17 protein-coding genes are annotated in these 21,040 nt (G+C 69.0%); 10 read left to right on the top strand and 7 right to left on the bottom strand.

The features are described from left to right. Positions 1–16 precede the first annotated feature (16 nt). The gene (locus AC3B6C_RS12300; RefSeq protein WP_488376192.1) at positions 17–775 is read right to left on the bottom strand and encodes a LamB/YcsF family protein; all 759 of its coding nucleotides are present in this window, start codon (positions 773–775) and stop codon (positions 17–19) included. Between the two features lie 95 nt (positions 776–870). Here AC3B6C_RS12300 and AC3B6C_RS12305 point away from each other — a divergent pair, with 95 nt between their 5' ends. After that, a complete protein-coding gene (locus tag AC3B6C_RS12305; protein WP_488376193.1) occupies positions 871–2,418 on the top strand; it encodes a carboxylesterase/lipase family protein in 1,548 nt (515 codons plus the stop codon). A 4-nt stretch (positions 2,419–2,422) separates the two neighbouring features. On the opposite strand, the gene AC3B6C_RS12310 is transcribed toward AC3B6C_RS12305, so the two are convergent. Next, positions 2,423–3,226 carry an alpha/beta fold hydrolase gene (locus AC3B6C_RS12310; protein WP_010842066.1) on the bottom strand — a complete coding sequence of 268 codons (804 nt, stop codon included), beginning with the start codon at positions 3,224–3,226 and terminating at the stop codon, positions 2,423–2,425. Between the two features lie 218 nt (positions 3,227–3,444). Here AC3B6C_RS12310 and AC3B6C_RS12315 point away from each other — a divergent pair, with 218 nt between their 5' ends. Genes AC3B6C_RS12315 through AC3B6C_RS12330 form a run of 4 tightly spaced genes read left to right on the top strand, consistent with a single transcriptional unit; the run spans position 3,445 to position 10,222 of the window. Further along, positions 3,445–5,406, top strand: a complete 1,962-nt coding sequence (locus AC3B6C_RS12315) for a hypothetical protein (RefSeq protein ID WP_488376194.1) — start codon at positions 3,445–3,447, stop codon at positions 5,404–5,406. 6 nt (positions 5,407–5,412) lie between these two features. Further along, positions 5,413–6,966, top strand: a complete 1,554-nt coding sequence (locus AC3B6C_RS12320; RefSeq protein ID WP_488372953.1) for a hypothetical protein — start codon at positions 5,413–5,415, stop codon at positions 6,964–6,966. A gap of 32 nt (positions 6,967–6,998) precedes the next feature. After that, positions 6,999–8,570 carry a glycosyltransferase gene (locus AC3B6C_RS12325; RefSeq protein ID WP_488376251.1) on the top strand — a complete coding sequence of 524 codons (1,572 nt, stop codon included), beginning with the start codon at positions 6,999–7,001 and terminating at the stop codon, positions 8,568–8,570. Next, complete coding sequence (locus tag AC3B6C_RS12330; RefSeq protein WP_014925524.1) at positions 8,567–10,222, top strand: glycosyltransferase family 39 protein; 1,656 nt, start codon at positions 8,567–8,569, stop codon at positions 10,220–10,222. Before AC3B6C_RS12325 ends, AC3B6C_RS12330 begins: the two co-directional genes overlap by 4 nt. 28 nt (positions 10,223–10,250) lie before the next feature. Here AC3B6C_RS12330 and AC3B6C_RS12335 read toward each other — a convergent pair whose 3' ends face one another. After that, positions 10,251–11,378 (bottom strand): beta-mannosidase, encoded by a 1,128-nt coding sequence (locus tag AC3B6C_RS12335; RefSeq protein ID WP_044505951.1) that lies wholly within the window; start codon positions 11,376–11,378, stop codon positions 10,251–10,253. 33 nt (positions 11,379–11,411) lie between these two features. Here AC3B6C_RS12335 and AC3B6C_RS12340 point away from each other — a divergent pair, with 33 nt between their 5' ends. Then, positions 11,412–11,939: a DUF2599 domain-containing protein gene (locus tag AC3B6C_RS12340; protein WP_488372954.1), complete on the top strand. Its 528-nt coding sequence runs from the start codon at positions 11,412–11,414 to the stop codon at positions 11,937–11,939. Positions 11,940–11,995: 56 nt separating this feature from the next. Here the strand turns inward: AC3B6C_RS12340 and AC3B6C_RS12345 are convergent, their stop codons facing one another. Genes AC3B6C_RS12345 through AC3B6C_RS12355 form a run of 3 tightly spaced genes read right to left on the bottom strand, consistent with a single transcriptional unit; the run spans position 11,996 to position 14,693 of the window. Beyond that, positions 11,996–12,865: a metal ABC transporter permease gene (locus AC3B6C_RS12345; RefSeq protein WP_014925527.1), complete on the bottom strand. Its 870-nt coding sequence runs from the start codon at positions 12,863–12,865 to the stop codon at positions 11,996–11,998. Next, positions 12,862–13,704: a metal ABC transporter ATP-binding protein gene (locus AC3B6C_RS12350; RefSeq protein ID WP_488372955.1), complete on the bottom strand. Its 843-nt coding sequence runs from the start codon at positions 13,702–13,704 to the stop codon at positions 12,862–12,864. Before AC3B6C_RS12350 ends, AC3B6C_RS12345 begins: the two co-directional genes overlap by 4 nt. Beyond that, entirely contained in the window at positions 13,701–14,693 is a 993-nt protein-coding gene (locus tag AC3B6C_RS12355; protein WP_488372956.1) for a metal ABC transporter solute-binding protein, Zn/Mn family, read from the bottom strand. Before AC3B6C_RS12355 ends, AC3B6C_RS12350 begins: the two co-directional genes overlap by 4 nt. 127 nt (positions 14,694–14,820) lie before the next feature. Between AC3B6C_RS12355 and mshA the strand changes: the two genes are divergently transcribed. The 3 genes from mshA to AC3B6C_RS12370 all read left to right on the top strand — a co-directional run bounded on the left by mshA (position 14,821) and on the right by AC3B6C_RS12370 (position 18,538). Next, positions 14,821–16,176, top strand: a complete 1,356-nt coding sequence (gene mshA / locus AC3B6C_RS12360) for a D-inositol-3-phosphate glycosyltransferase (protein WP_010842056.1) — start codon at positions 14,821–14,823, stop codon at positions 16,174–16,176. A gap of 58 nt (positions 16,177–16,234) precedes the next feature. Continuing rightward, positions 16,235–16,849, top strand: coding sequence for a type III secretion system chaperone family protein (locus tag AC3B6C_RS12365; protein ID WP_488372957.1), 615 nt, complete (start codon positions 16,235–16,237; stop codon positions 16,847–16,849). 81 nt (positions 16,850–16,930) lie between these two features. Then, positions 16,931–18,538 carry an AMP-binding protein gene (locus AC3B6C_RS12370; RefSeq protein WP_010842054.1) on the top strand — a complete coding sequence of 536 codons (1,608 nt, stop codon included), beginning with the start codon at positions 16,931–16,933 and terminating at the stop codon, positions 18,536–18,538. A 76-nt stretch (positions 18,539–18,614) separates the two neighbouring features. Here the strand turns inward: AC3B6C_RS12370 and AC3B6C_RS12375 are convergent, their stop codons facing one another. Then, complete coding sequence (locus AC3B6C_RS12375; RefSeq protein ID WP_055475208.1) at positions 18,615–20,063, bottom strand: APC family permease; 1,449 nt, start codon at positions 20,061–20,063, stop codon at positions 18,615–18,617. Between the two features lie 150 nt (positions 20,064–20,213). On the opposite strand from AC3B6C_RS12375, the gene AC3B6C_RS12380 reads away from it, so the two are divergent. Beyond that, positions 20,214–20,960 carry a phosphoglyceromutase gene (locus tag AC3B6C_RS12380; protein WP_010842052.1) on the top strand — a complete coding sequence of 249 codons (747 nt, stop codon included), beginning with the start codon at positions 20,214–20,216 and terminating at the stop codon, positions 20,958–20,960. Positions 20,961–21,040: the final 80 nt, after the last annotated feature.

Raw genomic sequence — 21,040 nt, forward strand, 5'->3', positions numbered from 1 at the left:
ACACCGGCACGGCCGGTCAGGCCGGCGTGGTGCCGATGTCGATCCCGGCTGCGGTGAGCGCGTCCCGCACGGCGTGGGCGTGCTCGACCGCCCCCGGGGTGTCGCCGTGCAGACAGATCGACTCGGCGTCGACGTCGATCGATGTTCCGTCGATCGCGCCGATGCGGCCCGTGCTGACGAGTTCGACGACCCGACGGGCGATCTCGGCGCTGTCGGACAGCACCGCACCGTCGGTTCCCCGCGGCACGAGGGAGCCCTCCGGGGTGTAGGCGCGGTCGGCGAACGCCTCGGTGATGGTGGCGAGGCCGGCGCGTTCGGCCCGCGCCAGCACCTCCGACCCCGGCAGCCCCATGACCGCCAGCCCGGCGTCGACGTTCCGGACGGCCGCAACCACGGCGTCGGCCTGCTGCGCGTGATGGACGACCGTGTTGTACAGCGCACCATGGGGTTTCACATAGGTGACGGCGCCGCCGACCGAGCGGGCGAGGGCGTCGAGCGCACCGATCTGGTAGATCAGGTCGGCGACGAGATCGGCGGTCGTGATGTCCATGAACCGTCTCCCGAAGCCGCTGCGGTCGGGGTAGGACACCTGGGCGCCGATCCGGACCCCGGCGGCGACCGCGGCCCGGCAGGTGGTGAGCAGGTCACCGGGGGTGCCCGCGTGGAAGCCGCACGCCACGTTGGCGCTGGTGACGACACCGAGCATCGCCTCGTCGTCGCCGATGCCCTCGCCGAGGTCGGCGTTCAGGTCGATGCGCGACGCGCCGGGACTCATGAGGGCATTCTAGGTCGGCGGTGCTGCCGGGCCACCCCGCCCGCGGTGTACACGACGGGGGTAGACGAAGTTCCCGTTTCGTCTACGGTGGGGGTATGGCACTACTGGACAGTAAGGTGACCACCCGTAACGGAGTGGTCGAGGGCGCCCGGGGGAAGCGGCTGCGCAAGGGGACCATCAGCTGGCGAGGCATCCCGTTCGCGGCGCCGCCGGTGGCCCACCGTCGCTTCCGCGCACCGGAGCCGGCCCATGACTGGCCTGGCGTTCGCGACTGCACCAAGGTGGCGAAGGCGGCCATCCAGGAGAAGCGGTTCACCGCCATCGCGCCCGGCAAGTTCGCGCCGATGGCAGAGGACTGCCTGACACTGAACGTCTACTCGCCGGACGTCCCGTCGTCGACGCCGCGTCCGGTGATGGTGTTCATCCACGGCGGCGCCTTCATCCTCGGCACGGCCGCGACCCCGCTGTACGACGGCGCCTTCCTCGCCAGGTCCCAGGACGTCGTCGTGGTGACCATCCAGTACAGGTTCGGCCCGTTCGGCTTCCTCGACCTCGGTCAGTTCGCCACCGACGACCGACCCTTCGACTCCAATGTCGGCCTCCGCGACCAGATCGCGGCACTGCAGTGGGTCCAGGACAACATCGAGGCCTTCGGCGGCGACGCCGGCAACGTGACGATCTTCGGCGAGAGCGCGGGCGGATCGTCGGTGCTGTCACTGCTCTCGGCGCCGTCGACGACAGGGCTGTACCACCACGCGATCGCGCAGAGCCCGGCTCCGGAACTGATCGTCGAACCGGACGCCGCGCGGATCTACGCGGACGAATTCGTCCGGTTGTTGCGTGATCCGCAGCGTCGTGCGACCTCTCTCGAGCGCGACGAACCGCCGGTCGACACGGTGCATGCGCAGCGGCTGCTCACCTCACCCAACCCGGCGTTGCTGCTGGCGGCGGGAAACCGGCTGATGCGCTTCGCGACCAAGACCGCCGGGGGAGCGATCCCGTTCGCGCCCGTGGTCGACGGCGACCTGCTGCCACGGTCGCCGCTGGCCGCGGCCGCGGGTGGACTCACGCAGCCGGTGCCGCTCGTGATCGGCAGCAACCGCGACGAGGGCAACCTGTTCGCCAAACTCTGGAACGTCATGCCCGACGCCGAACGCACGCTGATGCGGGTGGAGGACGAAGAGGTCCGGCGCGAGATCGCCTCGCACTACGAGGACGGGGACCGCGACCGCATCCGCCTGGCCGGGGATTCGATCTTCTGGGCGCCGATGAGCGCTTTCGCCGACGGGCACAGCGCGGTGGCCCCGACCTACGTGTATCGCTACGACTATCAGACGAAGGTGCTCGAGGCCACCGGCTTCGGGGCCACGCACGCCACCGAGCTGTTCAGCGTGTTCGGCGCCTACCGCGCCCCGATGGGCGCGGGCCTGGCCCTCGCGGACTGGCCCGCCACCGGACGCGTCACCCGGAACGTCCAGACGCGGTGGGGCGGGTTCGCGCGCAACGGCGATCCGGGGTTCGGCTGGCCCGCCTACACCACCGCCGACCGCAAGGTCCTCGTCCTCGACGACCCCGACCACGTCGAGGCCGACCCGGACGCCCTGCGTCGTCAGGCGTGGTACCGGGTGCACTCGCCGGCCTGAGGACTCAGCCGAACTCCCACACCGACGGCGGGTCGGCGGCGAGGAACGACAGGACGAGCGGATTGAACAGCTCGGGCGACTCCACCGGCAGGATGTGGGTGCCCGGGATGACGGCCAGCCGTCCGCGCGGCAAGGTCCGCGCGAGTTCCAGCGCGTGTTCGAGGCGGACGAGCCCCCGGTCGGCGACCACCACGAGCGTGGGCGCCTCGACTCGCGCGAACGCGGCGACCTCGCAGTCCGGTTCGGTGGTCAGCATCCGGACCGCCTTGTCGTAGACGGTGTCGAAGTGCTCGGGTCCGTCGGGCGAGGTGGTGTCGTAGTAGATGCGCAGGTAGTCCACCGTGACCGGGTCGCGCCGCGTCACCTGGTCGATGAACTCGTCGGCGGTTCGGCCGGCACTGTTGAGGTATCCGCCGACGAACACCAGCCGGCGGACGAGGTCCGGACGCTCGCGGGCGACGAGCAGCGCGACCGGGGCGCCGTCGGCCCAGCCCACCAGATGAGCCGGTCGGCGCACGACGGTCTCGAGATAGACGATCGTGCGTGCGACGATGCGTTCGAGGCTGAAGTCGCCCGGGAGATCGGGGCTGTGTCCGTGACCGGACCGTTCGGGTACGAACAGCTGCAGGCCGGCGTCGAGGAACGCGGGGATCTGCGTTCCCCACGCGGACGCCGAGGCGAACAGCCCGTGGAGCAGCACCACCGGCGGGCCGTGCGCCTCCCCGGCGGTGAAGTGCCAGATCGTCGCGTCGGCGATGTCGACGTAGACGCCGCCGTCGACGTGTTCACCGGCGTGAACCTGTCGCATCGCGCTCCCTCGAGTTCGCCGGACTTCTCGACCCCCGCCATGGTCGCAGAGTTCGGCCCGTGTTCGGGCGAACGTGTGCGAATCGAAACGCCCGCAACGCCGGCGGAGGCGGGCGACACGACAGGAACCCGAAAAGGTGTCCCAATCGTTCACATCCGATAAGTTCTTCTGCGGGGCGGTGCACAGGTCGGGAACGGGGAGCACTCGAAGGGTGAGAAATGCACGTGTCCTGGGGATCTCGCGGTCGATCGCGCTCTCGACTGCTCCGCACATCGACCGTGCTGCTCGCCGGTCTCCTGCTCGCGGCAACCGGTTCGATGGGCGCGGGCACGGTCCCCGTCGCCGGCGCGGCCCCCGGTGACCCGCCGCCGCCACTGAGTCTGCGCGACCTCGGCTCGTCGACGACCATCTCGTTCCCCGGGCAACAGGGCGAGGTCAGTCTGGCCCTGGCGGTACCGCCGAATCTCACGCCGACCGAACTCCGCGGCGTCGCACAGTATCCGGCGTTCGTCACCGGTGGCAACGTCGACGTCCTGCAGGAGGGCAGGCTGATCTCGCGCACGCCCATCAGCCCGTCGGTCAACTCGCCCATCGTCCTGCCCCTGCGCGGTGTCCGGGTGGATCGCAACGCCGCCGACCTCGTCCTGCGGACCTACCTGCGTACCGCGGGTACCTGCATCTTCGATCCGGATTCGGGGTTCCGGATCGAGAACGCGACCGCGTCCTACGGCGGACGGGAAGCGGCCCCGAACAGTGTCGCCGAGTTCCTCCCTCCGGTCCTGCGCAAGCTCACCATCTACGTCCCCGACGACGTGCGGCCCGCCGAGGGAGCCGCGGCCGTCTCGCTGGCGACCGCCGTCGTGGCGAACTACGGCTCGGCCGCCGTCGAGATCGAGACCGATTCGCTGTCCCGGCGCGCCGCGGCCCCCACCGAGGCCGTCGAGCCGCTCGAACGGCAGGTGGTCATCAACTCCGATCTGCTCCAGGGACTGAGTCTCGCTCCCGGCGCCGCGGGGTGGCCCGTGCTGCGGATCGGCGGTGGCGCCGACCAGCTGCCGTCGCAGGTCGGCTTCCTGACCTCGAACCTGTCGTCGATCGCGATCAGTTCCGCGGCCGTGGCCGGCGCGCCGTTCGACGCGCCCCAGCTCGCCCCGGTCGTCAACACGCTGGCCGACCTGGGTGTCGGCGATCAACAGGTGACCGCCACCGGCTGGCCGTCGATCTCCTTCGGCGTCGACCAGACGCGCCTGGGGCGGCCGTCGAAGAACGTCCGGGTCCAGGTGAAGGGTGCCTATACGCCGATGGGCGGGCAGATCGCGGTGGCGATCGGACCGCGGGTCATCGCATCCTGGCCGGCCGACGGGTCGGGCAGCTACGACCACTGGGTGGACATCCCGCAGGACCTGTTGACGCGGTACACCGAGCTGACGGTCACCTACAACCACGGCGACTTCCGCGAACAGTGCGGGGAGGGGGTGCGCAGCTCGTTGAGCCTCGACTCGTCCGGTGAGGTCCGCTCCGAGCCCGCCGACCCGCCCGCCCCGGCCGGCTTCGTGTCACTGCCGCAGTCGCTGATGCCGAGCACCGCGGTCGCATGGACGGCGGGCGACGTCGCCGACGTCCGGCGCGCGGTGTCGCTCATGTCGGGTCTGCAGCGCCTGTCCGCGGTGCGCCTCGGGGTGGAGGTGATGCCCGTCGAGGACGCGATGGCCACCGACGGTCCGGCCGTCATCATCGCCGCCGACGGTCGCGGTGTCCCGGACGTGGACCTGCCCGTCACCGCCGACGGCGGCACGATCTCGGTCCGCGACGACGACGGCCGGCGCTCGGAGGTGGTCGTCACCCCGACACTGCAGTTCGGCTCGCTGCAGGTGGCGCGCGATGCCGCCCGGACCGTGCTCGTGGCCAGCTCGACCGACGATTCCGCGGACCTCGACGCCGTGCTCACCTGGCTGGAGGCCGATCCCGACCGGTGGCCGTCGCTCAACGGTGACGCCCTGCTGCAAGTGGCCGGGGAGGAACCGGTGGAGGTGCTGGCCGACGAGGGCCAGCCGGAGACGGAGTCGTCGGACGGTTCGCTGTGGCCCGCGGTGGCGGTCACGGCCGTCGCCGTCCTCATCGCCGCCGTCGCGGCGACACTGGTGCTGCGGCGCCGGCGCCGGCACACCGACGGGGACTGATCTCCGGTGCCATCGACCGTCTCCAGGGTCGTCGACTCGAGAGTCGTCGGGGTGGCGACGCGCCGGAAACCGGCGCAGCCGGTCCGGATGTTCGTCGAGCACCCCGACCGGGCCATCGCCCTGCGATGGCTGTTCCTGCTCGCCTGCACCGCACTCGGCTTCTGGAACACCATCCGGGCCGTCGCCGACGAGCTCATGGCGCAGACGCTGATCCTGTACGTGCCGGTACTCGTCGTCCTGAGCCTCGTCGCGGTCGTCGGTGTCTCGTGGCGCCGCTTCGACGAACTGCCGATCTACGACCGGCAGACCGACGTCATCGTCGGGATCGTCGTGCTCATCCTGTCGCTGGCGATGAAGTACCTGGTCAACCCGCGCTACGCCCGTGCGTATCTCACGACCCACATGGACCTGCTCGCGCTGTGGCTGTTCGTGCTCGGGGCATCGATCCTGTTGTTCGGGCTGCGTCCCGTCGCGCGATACCGGTGGGCCTGGCTGTTGTTCGCCCTGATCTTCCCGTTGCCGGTGCGCGGAGTCGTGCTGCCGCTCGGCGGCACATCCCTCGCCGCGGGTTTCACGCTGGTGCTGATGGCGGTGGCTGCGACCGCGATCGCGGTGGGCCGGACGTGGCGGCGCAAGGCGCTCGCGGCGTTGCTCGCCGGGGGCATCGGGACCGGTGCGCTGGTGATCTTCTACCTGCTCGACGCACCCCGCAACGTCCTCGTCCCGTACCCGGCGCTCATCGCCGCGCTCGCCACGTCGTCGTACATGCTGTTCGACTACCGGCGGCGCGGCGGAATGCACTGGGCGCCACCGGACGCCGGACACTTCGCGGCGCCGAAGGTGGCATTCGTGGGACGGCCGGGCCTGGTGGTACTCCTGGCCGCGGTCATCCTCGCGATGATCCCCACCCCGCCCGTCGGCAGCACGTGGCAGAGCGCGCGGTTCCCCCAACTCGACATCGGTCCGGCGCTGGTGGTGCCGGTCGGGTGGCGACAGGAATCGGTCGGCGTCTACGGCTGGGTCAGCCGCCTGTACGGACCCGGTGCGACGCTCAACCGGCAGGTTCTCGTGCAGAGCCGCGGAACGCGGGCGTTCGACAAGTTCGCGCGTCCACGCCGGGTCGTCGTGGACAGCGTCGACAGCCGGCGGTCCCTGGCGCTCGAGGTGTATCCGGACATCTTCCGGTACGACCTCTCCCGGGATCGGTCGAGCGAGCCGTTCGACCTGGCGCTGCCCTTCGGGGTCCAGGGAAAGTTGTGGAGTGTCGTCGACGACGAGCGATACCTGACCTACACCGTGCTGTCGTGGTGGTGGACCAACGGGAACCGCACGCAGCAGGTCATGCTGTGGGCGGTCGACAACCACGAACCCGACGCGTACTTCCCCGAACCCCGGATCACCATCCTGGCGAACCTCAACTCGCTGATGATCATCCTGCTGCGCGGCAACTCGGTGCTGAGCGACAGCGACCCGCAGTACAAGGACCGCACCCTGCTCATCCAGCTGGCCGGCGCGTTGATCGGCGCACAGCTCGGCGCCGAGGCGGTGGAGGAGCGGTGACGAACGCAGCCGACGGAAGCGACGACCACGAGATGCGGGACGCGGACGCACCCGGCGTCGCGCGGAGCACCCGGCCCCGGCGTCCGGTCGCCGAACTGCTCGCCGACCCGGCGTACCGGGCGCAGGCACTCGACGACGCGGTGAACCGCCTCCGCGATGCCGACGCGGACATGTCGGCGTCGGTGGCGTTCAGCCGGATCCAGAAGATCATCGGATTCACGGTCCTCGGCCTCGTCGCCGTCGCGATGGTCTTCTATCCCGTCGGAACCTGCGCGACGCTCGTGTCGATCGCCACCATCGGGTATGTGGTCACCCTCGTCGACCGGGTGGTGATCTTCCGCCGCGGACTGGTCAACGGGGCGATCCGGGTGTCCGACGAGCAGGCCCGGTCGATCCCCGACGACGAGCTGCCCTACTACACCGTCTTCGTCCCGGCCTACGGTGAGCCCGAGGTGGTCGGGCAGCTCGTGGCGGCGATGGAGACCATCGAGTATCCGCGCGAGAAGCTGCAGGTGCTGTTGCTGCTCGAAGAAGACGATGAGCCGACGATCGAGGCGGCGCGCGGGGTCGAGGAGAACGGCATCGTCACCGTTGTCCTGACACCGCCGGCGCAACCCCGCACCAAACCGAAGGCGTGCAACTACGGAATGCACTTCGCCACCGGCGACATCGTCACGATCTTCGATGCCGAGGACAAACCCGATCCGCTGCAGTTGCGCCGCGCCGTCCATGTGCTGAACAACTCCGACGACGAGTCGGTGGTGTGCGTCCAGGGCAAGCTCAGCTTCCACAACGTGCGCGACAACCTGCTGACCGAGTGGTTCACCGCCGACTACGGGATCTGGTTCGGGTTCCTGCTGCCGGGCATGATGGTCAGCCGGGCGCCGATCCCGTTGGGCGGCACGTCGAATCACTTCAAGCGCGACGTCCTCGACACGATCGGGGCGTGGGATCCGTTCAACGTGACCGAGGACGCCGACCTCGGTGTGCGCATCGCCGACCACGGATACCGCACCCTCGTGCTCGACTCGGTCACGATGGAAGAGGCCAACGTCGACGCCATCAACTGGGTCCGCCAGCGCTCCCGTTGGTACAAGGGCTACATGCAGACGTGGCTCGTCCACATGCGTCACCCGGTCAAGCTGTGGCACATCCTCGGGCCGGTCGCATTCGTGCGGTTCACGCTGCTCATCGCCGGAACACCGGTGATCGCCTGCCTCAACATGGTCTTCTGGCTCATCCTGGCCATGTGGATCGGCGGGCAGCCCGCGTTCGTCGCGGAGTTGTTCCCCGGGCCCATCTACTATCTGGCGCTGCTCTCGATGCTGCTGGGCAACGGCGCCGCCATCTACATGAACCTGATCGCGATCCGCGAGGACGACCGCAGTGAGTTGCTGCTGTCGGCGCTGCTGATCCCGCTGTACTGGCTGATGATGAGTGTCGCCGCCATCAAGGGCATGTGGCAGATCCTGGTCAATCCGTCGTACTGGGAGAAGACCTTTCACGGTCTGTCGACGAGCAGCCAGAGTGCGGAGAGCGATCAGGCCGGCCAGAAGGACGGCGACGAGGACGACACCGCGGAACCAGCGGGAGCCCGGGCGTGAGGCGCCGCGTCCCGGCCGGGGTGATCATTTTCCTGGCGGCGTGGATCCCCTACCTCGTGATCGGGATCTACCTCGCCACCGAGGTCCATCTGTTGTTCGGCGACGCGCTGTCGCGGGTGCAGTCGGCGCAGAGCGTGCTGTTCAGCCGTTCCCCGCACCTGGCGGCGATCGGCTTCGTCTTCACCCCGCTGACAGCGGTCGTCCAGCTGCCCCTCGTCGCGTTGAGTCCGTGGTTCCCGGAGATGACGACGCATGCGGTGTCGGCGGTGATCATGTCGTCGGCCTTCATGGCCGGATCGATCGTGCAGATCTCCGGCATCGCACGCGATCAGGGACTCAGCCCGCGCGTGGCGGGCACGTTCACGGTCCTCTACGCGATCAACCCGATGATCGTCCTGTACGCGGCCAACGGGATGAGTGAGGCGCCCTACCTCTTCTTCCTCGCCTGGGCGTCCCGGCGACTCATCCGATGGGTGTCCACCGACGACGTCCACGAACTCGTCGTCGCGGGGATCGCGCTGGCGCTGTCCTACCTCACCCGCTACGACGGCGGTGCCGCGGCGATCGCGGCCGCGTTCGTGGTCGCCTGGGTGACCTACTCCCGGCACGACCCCGCGAAGCGGGTGCCTCGTGTCCTGCTCGACGTGACGCTCACCCTCGCGCCCAGCGCGTTGGCCTTTCTCGCCTGGGCGGCGGCCGGGTGGCTCATCACCGGTGACGCCTTCGCCCAGTTCACCTCGGAATACGGCAATGCCGCGATCATCGCCCAGTCCGGCGGTAGCGGCTCGGCCACCACCGGAGACGCGGTGAGGTTCTCGCTCACCGAGATCACCATCCTCGCGCCGCTCCTGCCCATCCTGATCCTCGGACTGATCGCGGTGCGCGCGCGCCGGCGCCGCCTGATGCCGTTGCTGCCCGTACTGCTGATCGTCGCGGTACTCGCGTTCCAGATCTTCGGTTACTCACGCGGATCGACGTTCGGCTTCCTGCGGTTCTACATGACCGTCATCTTGCTGGCCGCGATCGTGGCCCTGATGTCGGTGCCGCTGCGGCATCAGGTTCCCGTGCGGCGCATGGGCGCACACGCCTACCTCGCCCCGGTGCGTCCGTACGCTTCCCGGTGGGGGTACAAGATCGCGGTCACGGTGGCGCTCGTCGTCGTCGCGGCGGCGCTCCCGGTCACGACCTACGGCATGACGTCACCCAAGTACGCGCCGCAGGAGTTCGCTCTCGGATCGGTGGTTCGTCCGCAACCGGATTCGGTGTCGCCCAAGTACCTCGGCGAGGAACGCATCGTGCGCTCGTTCTCCACCGAACGCGCGCTCGCGGAGTACCTCGACGACCTCCGGCTGCCCGACGGATCGGTGTTGTGCGACACCGTCTACGGGTTCGCGGTGGTGGCACAGTCCACCCGGCCCCGCCAGTTCGTCATCCCCTCCGACCGTGACTTCACCGAATTGCTCAACGATCCGCGCAACGGCGGGGTCCAGTACTTCCTCACCGTTCCCTCGGCCGGCCGGGGTCTGTCCGACGCGATCAATCAGCGGTATCCGACCATGTACGAGAACGGGGCCCAGCTCGGGGTGCTCGCGCTCGAGGCCCGTAACGACGGCGCCGATCTACCGGATTGGCGGATGTACCGAATCCTGTGATCGGCCGGGGGTTTCGTAGACCGCGGGGTCACAGGATGTTGGCGCGGACCACACTCCAGGCCGGGTCGAACGGTCCGATGTCGTAGGTGCATGACGACTCCCGCGGATCCGGGACGAAAGCCCACAGCAGCGCGCCGGCGACACCGAGCGCGCGGTGGTTCGCGATGATGTCCTCGAACGCCCGGGCGCGCGTCGTCGCGGGCAGGCAGGAGCCGGCGTCGATGCCGATCTCGTTGACCACCAACGGCTTTCCGGCGCTCCGGGCCTGACGGACGCGAGTCGCCAGGTCGCTGCCGAGCGGACCGGAGGTCTGGCCGCGTCCGGTGCGGTAGTCGTGGAAGTCGAGTACGTCGATGCCGGGAGACCGGGCGACGTCGAGATAACCGGGACCGGCCAGGCCGCACTGGTCGCCGCCGACGAGACCCGCGAAGATCGGCCGGTCGGCGTCATAGGAGCGCAGCAGCGCGCCCGCCGAGTCGAAGAACGACCGCAGGACAGCGGTGGCGTCGGCGGGACAGGTGCGCGCGTCCAACTCGCACGAGTCCGGACCGCACCGGCTCGCCTCCGGCTCGCCGACGAGCTCCCAGCCGACGACCGACGGTTCGTCGTGCCACCGTGTCACCGCGGTCTCGACCCACTGCGCGAAGGACGGCTGGTTGACCGACGGCGGTGTGCGCCAGCCCCGGGCGTAGAACTCACGGTCCTTGAACCGGCCGTCCTCGCAGTCCCCGGACCCGCCGGCGAGTACCGGCAGCACCAGCTGGCGATGCCGGGCCGCGGCGGCGAAGACCCGGTCGAGCGGCGCGAAGTCGAGGAGCCCGCTGCGCTTGTGAACGGCGAAGGACGAGAACACATTGAACCGGGTCAGTGCCCGCGGTGGCAGTTTCGCGAAGTAGGCGTCGAGGTCGACCTCGGCACCGCACCCGCTGTTCACCGCCCAGTCGGTGCCCAGTTGGTAGGCGTTGAAACCGGCGGGCCACCACGGCTTTCCGTCGAGGACGAGCCCGCCCGGGGTGGCCTGGACCCGCTGCGTCGGCGTCGGCTGGAGGGGGCCGGGGTCCGGCGTGCGGGCGCACCCGGTGAGGCACAGGAGAACTCCGGCGATCGCGGTGAGCACCACGGCGAGCGTCCGCGTCCTGCTGCGTCGGGGGACCACAGGTGCAGGTTACTCGTCACCTAAGGTGGCGGTATGACGTCGGGGCCGGACGAGCCGGGGTGCGCGGGGAGCCCGCGGGCGGTGGTGCTCGTCGCCGTCGTCGTCGCGCTGATCGCGCTCCTGTCCGCCTGCGGGCAACCGACGCCGAACTCCCCGGCGGCGAGCAGCGCCACCTCACCCGGACCGACGACCCCGCCGGTCACCACCGCCATGCCGTACCCGGCGAGGTCGGCGCCCGCGCCGGTCGTCTACCGCCCGCCCTACATCGACCGAACCGAATGGACCGACACCGCCGTCGGTCCGAGTCTCTCGGTGTTCCCCACGCGCTCCGGGCGCTACACCACCGAACCCGGCGCGATGGCGTCCGCGTGGGCCGAGGTCGTCGCGCTCGATCCCACCGCCGACACACCCGGCATGCAGGCCCAGTTCGACTGCCACTGGCGGTTCGCCCGTCTGGTCGAGCCCGAGAAGCCCAGCTGGAACCTGGAACCCGGACGTCCCGTCGTCGCCGAGGAGGACATGGTCGGCGCCGGCTGCAACCCCGGCTTCGCCGAGGAATGACCCGTCAGCGCGTGCGATGCACGCCGTGACTCAGCGCGTGCGATGCACGCCGTGACTCAGCGCGTGCGATGCACGCGGCGGTTCCCGATGATCCGGCACACGACGTAGATCGCGAACGAGATGATCGTGACGAAGACCGACACGGGCAGTTTCGGGGCGAGGGACATCAGCAGCCCGCCGACCGCCGCGACTTCGGCGAACACGACCGACAGCACCAGGGTGCGCGTCGGATTCGACGTGACGCGCGCGGCCGCGGCGCCGGGAGTGATCATCAGCGACATCACCAGCAGCGCGCCGATGATCTGCACGCCCTGCGCGGCCGCCAGGCCCATGATGATCGCGAACACCACGGACAGCGTCCGGATGGGGACACCCTGTGCCTGCGCCACGCGGGGGTCGGTCGAGGCGAACAGCAGCGGCCGGTAGATCACGGCCAGCACGACGACGACGATCCCGGTGGTGATGGCGATCGCGACGAGCCCGTTGATGCCGACGCTGACGACCTGGCCGGTCAGCAGTGCGAAACCGGTGCCGATCCGGCCGTACAGGGCCAGGAAGAGCACGCCGATACCGAGGCCGAACGCCATCACGACGCCGATCACCGAATCGCGTTCCCGTGCCTTGTTGCCGAGGAAACCGAACACCGCCGCGGCGATGACCGCACCGATGACACCGCCGAGGTTCACGCTGAACCCGATCAGCAGGGCCGCCGCGGCGCCGGTCACCGACAGCTCGCTGGCACCGTGTACCGCGAACGACATCTGCCGGGCGACGATCAGCGGACCCAACAGGCCGCCGAGGAGGCCGAGCAGCACCATCGCGAGGAGGGCCTGCTGCATGAAGTCGTAACCGAGCAGGTCGATGGTCGTGGAGAAATCCCAGAGATCGCTCAGCGAGCGGTCGACGGCGGAGTAGGTGGTGCTCACGCCGGCCCGCCCGAGCGTGCGATTCCCGAATCGGTCTCCGCGGCACAGTGGTGGGCGTCCTCGCCGCCGATCACGACGAGACGGCCGTTGACGCGCAGCACCTCGACGTCACTGCCGTAGAGCTCGCTCAGCGTCTCCGTCGTCATCACCTCGTGCGGCGCGCCGATGCGGAACCTGCCGTCGACGAGATAGAGCACGCGGTCGACGTAGGGGAGGATCGGGTTGATCTCGTGGGTCACGAAGACGACCGCGGTCCCCGCCTCGCGCCGGCGGCGGTCGATGAGTTCGACGACCACCTGCTGGTTGGTCGGGTCGAGGCTGGCGAGTGGTTCGTCGCAGAGCAGCAGGCCGGGATCGCTGACAACCGCCTGCGCGACCCGCAGACGTTGCTGCTCACCGCCGGAGAGGACGCCGAGCGGGGCGTCGGCGTACGGCAGCGCGTCCACCGCGCTCAGGGCGCGGTCGACCAGTTCGCGTCGCCGCGCCCGCCCGCGCAGCCCGACGCCCCAGCGGCCGCCGTCGACACCGAAACCGACGAGGTCGCGCCCGCGGATGGCCATCGGGTCGGCGTCGTCCTCGGCATGCTGCTGCGGGATGTAGCCGACCGCGTCGATGGTGGCGACGCTGCCGCGGTCGAGCGCGTACTGGCGCAGCAGGACCCGCAGGAACGACGTCTTCCCCGAACCGTTCGGCCCCAGGACCGCGATGAACTCACCGGGCTCGATGCTCAGGTTCAGGTCGTCCCAGAGAATCCGGTCGCCGAACGCGAGTCGGGCACCCGAGAACGCAACGACCGGATGCGGATCCGTTTCTGCCCCGTCGCTGCCTGTCCCGGTCAATTGGAACCGGAACCCAGCGCCGCGGACAGCGCGTCGATCTGGGCGCCCTGCCACACGAGGTAGTCGGTGACGCCGTCGGGCAGGGTCTCGGTGAACTCCACGACCGGAACGCCGGCCGAACCCGCGACATCGAGCATCGCCTGCGTCACCGGGTCCACGGCCTGGGTGTTGTAGATCAGCACCGCGGCACGACGGTCGGCGAGGATGTCCTGCAGCGCGGCGCGGTCGGCGGCGGCCGGTGACTGGCCTTCTTCGACGGCCTGGGTGAACCCGGCGGGCGCGATGTCGACGAGTCCGGCCTCGGTCAGCAGGTAGCCCGCGAGCGGTTCGGTCTGGGCGACCTCGGTGCCCTCGTGCTGCTGCCGGATGGTGGTGAGCTTGGCCCGTAGACCGTCGATGCCGGTGGTGAAGGTCTCGGCGTTGGCGCGGTAGGTCTCCGCGTTGTCCGGGTCCTGCTCGGCCAGCGCGTCGGCGACCTTGTCGGCGACCTGGGCGACGACCGGGAGGTCGTAGAAGACGTGCTCGTTCTGATCGCCCTGCGAGTGGTCGTGGGCCCCGTCGGAATGGTCCCCGCCGGATGCGTGGTCGTCGCCGTGTTCGGCGTGGTCGTCTCCGTGCGCCTCGGCGGCATGCTCCTCACCGCCCAGCAGGGAGTAGGCGTCGACGGCCGTCGCGTCGGAGTTCGCCGCGGCCTCCTCCATGTAGGAGTCGTAGTGGCCGCCGTTGAAGACCAGGACGTCGGCGTCGGCGATGGTCGCGGTGTCGGCGGCGGACGGCTCGAACTCGTGCGGGTCACCGTCGGCGTTGGTGTACAGCGCGGTGACCTGGGCCTTGTCCCCGGCGACGGCGGCCGCCACCGAACCCCACACGTTCGTGGAGGTCACCACGGTCGGGGGTCCGTCGCTCCCGCCGGGGTCGTTCGAGCAGGCAGACAGCACCAGGGCGGCGGCGGACAGCACGCCGGCCGCGGCCAACAGGGATTTCCTCATCGACAACCTTTACGCAAATGACAATCGTTACCGAAAGCAGTCTAGGTGATCGCGGCGGCGGGCGTGCAGGGTGTCCGCACGCCGGGGGACGCGTCGGCCGGTGCGGCGTTTCTCTATGGTGGAGACCATGACCTCCAGCCCGTCCCCGCGGCGTGTCGCGCTGATCTCCGTGCACACCTCGCCGCTGGCGCAACCGGGCACCGGCGACGCCGGCGGGATGAACGTCTACGTCTGGCAGACGGCGACCCGGCTGGCCCGCCGAGGAGTCGAGGTCGAGATCTTCACCCGTGCGACGTCGTCGGCCGATGCGCCGTCGGTCGCCGCCGCGCCGGGGGTCACGGTGCGCAATGTGGTCGCCGGTCCGTTCGAGGGCCTCGACAAGCGCGACCTGCCCGCCCAGCTGTGCGCGTTCACGGCCGGGGTGTTGCGTGCCGAGGCGGCCCAGGCGCCCGGTTACTACGACGTGATCCATTCCCACTACTGGCTCTCCGGCCAGGTGGGCTGGCTCGCCCGCGACCGGTGGGGCGTCCCGCTGGTGCACACCGCGCACACCCTCGCCGCGGTCAAGAACGCCTCACTCGCCGAGGGCGACACCGCCGAACCGCAACTGAGGGTGATCGGCGAACAACAGGTCGTCGGTGAGGCCGACCGGCTCGTCGCGAACACCGAAACCGAGGCGGCAGAGCTGCTCTCGATGTACGACGCCGATCCTGCCCGCATCGACGTGGTGACGCCGGGTGCCGATCTCGACTGCTACACCCCGGGTTCGGCCGCGCAGGCCCGGGCGGCACTGGGCCTCGACCCCGACGAGACGATCGTGACGTTCGTCGGCCGAATCCAACCGCTCAAGGCGCCGGACCTCCTCGTGGCCGCGGCCGCGCCGCTGATCTCCGAAGCCGCCTCGACCGGCCGCAGACTGCGTCTGCTCGTGGTCGGCGGACCGTCGGGTTCCGGCCTCCAGCGACCGACCGCACTGATGGATCAGGTTGCCGAGCTGGGGATCTCGGACTCGGTGACCTTCCTCCCGCCCCAGCCGGCGCAACGCCTGGCGCAGGTGTACCGGGCATCGGATGTCGTTGCGGTGCCCAGTCATTCGGAGAGCTTCGGTCTCGTCGCGATCGAGGCCCAGGCGTGCGGGACACCCGTCATCGCCGCGAATGTCGGCGGTCTCGGGGTCGCGGTCGACGACGGGCGGACCGGTGTCCTGGTCAACGGCCACGCGGTCGGCGACTGGACCAACGCGCTCGAGAAACTCCTGGCGCAACCCGATCGTCTCGTCGAACTCGGCCACAACGCCCGTGCACATGCCGAGCAGTTCTCCTGGGATCACACGGTCGATCAGCTCCTGGAGAGCTACAGCCGAGCCATGCGGTCGTTCGCCGCGCGCCAGGGCCCGGAATCGCCCGACGCGACGGTGACGGCCGCGGCCTCGGCTCGCCTCCGGCGCCGCTGGCGTCGCCGGCGCAACCGGGTGACGGTCTGACGCAGCCGGACACCGCCCGCTGCGCAAGGGATTCCGATTCCATCGAAGAGAGGACGCCGTGAGTCGCACCGAGGTCGTCGACCTGCTCGAGAAGACGCTGGGCGAGAACGAGATCGCCTTCACACGCAAGAGCGGCGGCGGCGCCGACGTCGACCACGTGGTCGTCGAGTTGCCCGGCGAACGCAAACTCAAGACCACGGTGCTGCTGACGGCGAGTGAGCACGGTGTCCGGGTGGAGGCCTTCGTGTGCCGCCGCCCCGACGAGAACCACGCCGGGGTGTACAAGCACCTGCTGAAACGCAATCGCCGGCTGTACGGGGTCGCCTACACCATCGACAACACCGGTGACATCTACCTGGTGGGCCGCATATCCGCCGATGCGCTGAGCTCCGGCGAGGTCGATCGCATCCTGGGGCAGGTTCTCGAGGCAGCGGACGGCGACTTCAACACCTTGCTCGAGCTCGGCTTCCTCACCTCGATCCGGCGCGAGTGGGCGTGGCGGGTCTCGCGCGGCGAGTCCCTGCGCAACCTCCTCGCGTTCGAGCACCTCATCGACAAGGAGTCACTGCCCGAGGCCGGTGCGCCGCTCGAAGGCCGCTATGTGCCGGGTGAATCGGTGATCGACGGTGCCGATAAGGCGAGTGACGTCACCGCCGAATCGGACGAATCGTAGACTCTTCGCGAGAGGTCCACATCACATCATGTCAACATGCGTTGATACGATGCGGGCGAGAAATTCCCCAATGGAGGTGCCATGAGCTTCAAGAGTCCGTTCCCCGACGTCGAGATCCCCGATGTGAGCGTGTACGAGTTCCTGTTCGGCGCGGTGGCCGACGAGGATCTGGCACGCACCGCGCTCGTGGACCCGAAGTCGGGCGCGACGACGACGTACGCCCAGCTGATCTCGCAGATCGACGCGGCGGCGGGAGCGCTGGCGGCGCGGGGGATCGGGGTGGGCGACGTGGTCGGCATCCTGTCGCCCAACATCCCGGCGTTCGCGACGGTGTTCCACGGCATCCTGCGCGCCGGCGGCACCGCCACCACGATCAACGCGTTGTTCACCGGGCCAGAGATCGCCAAGCAGCTGCGGGATTCGGGCGCCAAGATGCTCGTGACGATCTCCCCGATGCTGGAGCAGGCCAAGGCGGCGGCCGACGAGGTCGGGCTGGCGGATGCGGATCTGATCGTCCTCGACGGGGAGGGTCAGGACAGCTCGGGTCATCCGAACGCCGCGGATCTGCTGGGCGCGGGACTGGCCGCGCCGGAGGTGTCCTTCGATCCGTCGACGCATGTCGCGGTGCTGCCGTATTCGTCGGGGACGACCGGCAATCCGAAGGGAGTGGCGCTCTCGCACCGCAACCTGGTCGCGAACGTCGCCCAGATCCGCCCGCTCCAGGGCATGGGTGCCGACGACGTGGTCATCGCGGTGCTGCCCTTCTTCCACATCTACGGCATGACCGTGCTGCTCAACGCCGCGCTCTACAACCGCGCGTCGCTGGTCGTGATGCCTCGTTTCGATCTCGTGGAGTTCCTGGAGAACATCCAGAACCACAAGGTGACGATGGCCTACATCGCGCCGCCGGTGGCCGTGGCGCTGGCCAAGCACCCGATCATCGACAACTACGACCTGTCGTCGCTGCACACGATGATGTCGGGTGCCGCGCCGCTCGACGACGAGCTGGGTCAGGCGGTGGCCAAGCGTCTGGACCTGCACATGCTGCAGGGCTACGGGATGAGTGAGCTGTCGCCGGTGAGTCACATGATCCCGGCCGACACCGCCGGTCTGCTGGGTCAGCAGGATCCGCCGTTGTCCTCGACCGGCTGGGCGGTGGCCAACTCGGAGAACAAGATCGTCGACCCGGCTTCGGGTGCGGAGATCGAGCTGCCGAGCGAGGGCCTGTCCGAGCCCGGCGAGTTGTGGGTGAAGGGCCCCAACGTGATGCTGGGCTACCTCAACAACGACCAGGCGACCGCGGACACCATCGACGCCGACGGTTACCTGCACACCGGCGACATGGCGCAGGTCGATCCGACGGGGTGCGTCTACATCGTCGACCGGCTCAAGGAACTCATCAAGTACAAGGGCTACCAGGTACCGCCCGCCGAGCTCGAGGCGTTGCTGCTGACCAACGACAAGATCGCCGATGCGGCGGTCATCGGGGTCATCGAGGCGGAGTCGGGGGAGGAGATCCCGAAGGCCTTCGTGGTACGTCAGCCGGGTTCGGAGATCACCGCGGACGAGGTCATCGAGTTCGTGGCCTCGAAGGTGGCCCCGCACAAGAAGGTTCGTGCGGTCGAGTTCATCGAGACGATCCCCAAGTCGGCCTCGGGCAAGATCCTGCGCAAGGACCTTCGCAAGTAACTTCGGCATCTCATCGACATCCGAATGACGTCGTGCCCGGATTCCGGGCACGACGTCATTCGGATTCGAGTCGGACTCAGGGGATCTCGTGCGGCGGGATGTCGTCGTAGGCCGAGGTGGGTGCGGTCCCGGTGCGCTTGTTCCACCAGTAGGTGAGGGCCCAGAGGATCACTCCCAGGAGCAGCAGCCAGCCGGCGACGACATACTGTTCCGGGTCACGACCGGTGAACGGCAGCGTCAGGTATCCGCAGGTGACGGCGCCGATGACCGCGATCGGCGTGTACGTGCGGAAGTGCTTGTGGCCCACCTTGTCCTTGCGCAGCACCAGGACCGAGATGTTGACGACGGTGAACACCGCGAGCAGCAGCAGCGCGGTGGTGCCGCCGAGCAGGCCGACGATGGAACCCTTGGGGTCGGCGCTGACGTAGGTCAGCAGGCACAGCGCGACGACCGTGGTGAAGATGATCGCCGAGAACGGTGTGCGACGCCCGGGGTGGACGTAGGCGAGGAACTTCGGCAGGACGCCCTGCTTGGCCATGCCGTACAGCAACCGGCTGGCCATCATCATGTTGATGAGCGCGGTGTTGGCGACGGCGAACATCGAGATCCACGGCAGCAGATCGGACATCGGGAAATCGGGCGCGGCGGCCTGAACGACGTCGACGAGCGGCGTCTCGCTTTCCGACAGCACGCCGACGGGCACGATGGCGACCGCGCAGATCGCGATCAGGACGTACACGACGGCGGTGATCCCGAGGCCGCTCAACATCACCTTCGGGAAGATCCGCACCGGGTCCTTGCACTCTTCGGCCATGTTGACCGAGTCCTCGAAGCCGACGAGGGCGAAGAAGGCCAGTGACGTCGCGGCGGTCACCGCGATGAAGACGTTCTTGTCGTCGGGACTCTCGAAGGCCACCACCGCGTCCCAGTGTTCGGCGTTGCCGCCGATGATGAACCAGTAGCCGATGAACAGGACGAGCAACAGACCCGTCAACTCCACCAGGGTCAGCACCACATTGGTGCCGACGCCCTCCGCGACGCCGCGGAAGTTGATGAACATGACCAGCAGCAGGAAGCCGATGGCGATGGCGAACAGTGCCGGATTCGTGGCGTCGGGTGAGTCGCCGCTGAACGCGGTCAGCATGTTGACCGCGAAGGCCCGCGACGCGGTGGTCGCCGAGGTGATGCCCGAACACATCACCGTGAACAGCACGATGAACGTGATGAAGTGGACGCCGAAGGCCTTGTGCACGTAGAGCGCTGCGCCGGCGGCCTGCGGGTATTTCGTCACCAGCTCGAGATACGAGAAGGCGGTGAGGGTCGCGACCGTGAACGCGATGAGGAACGGCAGCCATGCCGCGCCGCCGACCTCGCCGGCGACCTGCCCGGTCAGCGCGTAGACGCCGGTGCCGAGGATGTCGCCGATGATGAACAACAGCAACAGCTTCCAGCCCAGTACGCGTTTGAGCTCGGGCTGCTTTTCCGCATTCTGGCCGGTGGAACCGGCATCTGTACTGGCTGTCATGCGATCACGCTAGACCTGCCCCGGTCCTTTCGCGCGGCGAATCGATGGGTTCATTACCATTTCGTCCTCCCGCGTCGTGCGCAGGGGTCGGCGCGGGATTCCGGCGGCGGTGCAGAGAAGGCGCGCACCGACTGTGGAAAACTATCCGCCATGAGCAACGGCACCTTGATCCTGATGCGTCACGGCGAGAGCGAATGGAATGCGTCCAACCAGTTCACCGGCTGGGTCGATGTGGCGCTGACCGACAAGGGAAAGGCCGAGGCCGAGCGCGGCGGCGAGCTCCTCGTCGAACACGACCTGCTGCCCGACGTCGTCTACACCTCACTGTTGCGCCGCGCCATCACGACCGCGCACATCGCACTGGACCGGGCCGACCGGCTGTGGATTCCGGTGATCCGCGACTGGCGACTCAACGAGCGCCACTACGGCGCGCTGCAGGGCCTCAACAAGGCCGAGACCAAGGAGAAGTTCGGCGACGAGCAGTTCATGCTGTGGCGCCGGAGCTATGACACCCCGCCGCCGGCGATCGAGCCCGACGCGGAGTACAGCCAGGTCGGCGACGCGCGCTACGCCGACCTCGCCGAGGTGCCGCTGACCGAGTGCCTCAAGGACGTCGTCGAGCGGTTCATCCCGTACTACCTCGAGACCATCGTCGCCGACGTCAAGGCGGGCAAGACGGTGCTGCTGGCCGCGCACGGGAACTCGCTGCGCGCGCTCGTCAAGCATCTCGACGGCATCTCCGACGAGGACATCGCGGGCCTGAACATCCCCACCGGCAACCCGCTCCGCTACGACCTCGACGACGATCTGAAGCCGCTGAACCCCGGTGGTACGTACCTGGACCCTGAGGCGGCCGCCGCCGGTGCCGCTGCGGTGGCCGCCCAGGGGCAGAAGTAGGCAGAGGGTCCGTTCGGACAACGAGACGTGACACGTTTCGCCATGGCGTCGACGGTGTGGCGCGCGCTACATTAGACGGC

The organism is Gordonia sp. 11cp (assembly GCF_057767225.1).

Coding starts and splice junctions, on each gene's coding strand:
- AC3B6C_RS12300 (WP_488376192.1), bottom strand. CDS start 775: ATGAGTCCCGGCGCGTCGCGCATCGACCTGAACGCCGACCTCGGCGAG.
- AC3B6C_RS12305 (WP_488376193.1), top strand. CDS start 871: ATGGCACTACTGGACAGTAAGGTGACCACCCGTAACGGAGTGGTCGAG.
- AC3B6C_RS12310 (WP_010842066.1), bottom strand. CDS start 3,226: ATGCGACAGGTTCACGCCGGTGAACACGTCGACGGCGGCGTCTACGTC.
- AC3B6C_RS12315 (WP_488376194.1), top strand. CDS start 3,445: ATGCACGTGTCCTGGGGATCTCGCGGTCGATCGCGCTCTCGACTGCTC.
- AC3B6C_RS12325 (WP_488376251.1), top strand. CDS start 6,999: ATGCGGGACGCGGACGCACCCGGCGTCGCGCGGAGCACCCGGCCCCGG.
- AC3B6C_RS12340 (WP_488372954.1), top strand. CDS start 11,412: ATGACGTCGGGGCCGGACGAGCCGGGGTGCGCGGGGAGCCCGCGGGCG.
- AC3B6C_RS12355 (WP_488372956.1), bottom strand. CDS start 14,693: ATGAGGAAATCCCTGTTGGCCGCGGCCGGCGTGCTGTCCGCCGCCGCC.
- mshA (WP_010842056.1), top strand. CDS start 14,821: ATGACCTCCAGCCCGTCCCCGCGGCGTGTCGCGCTGATCTCCGTGCAC.
- AC3B6C_RS12370 (WP_010842054.1), top strand. CDS start 16,931: ATGAGCTTCAAGAGTCCGTTCCCCGACGTCGAGATCCCCGATGTGAGC.
- AC3B6C_RS12375 (WP_055475208.1), bottom strand. CDS start 20,063: ATGACAGCCAGTACAGATGCCGGTTCCACCGGCCAGAATGCGGAAAAG.
- AC3B6C_RS12380 (WP_010842052.1), top strand. CDS start 20,214: ATGAGCAACGGCACCTTGATCCTGATGCGTCACGGCGAGAGCGAATGG.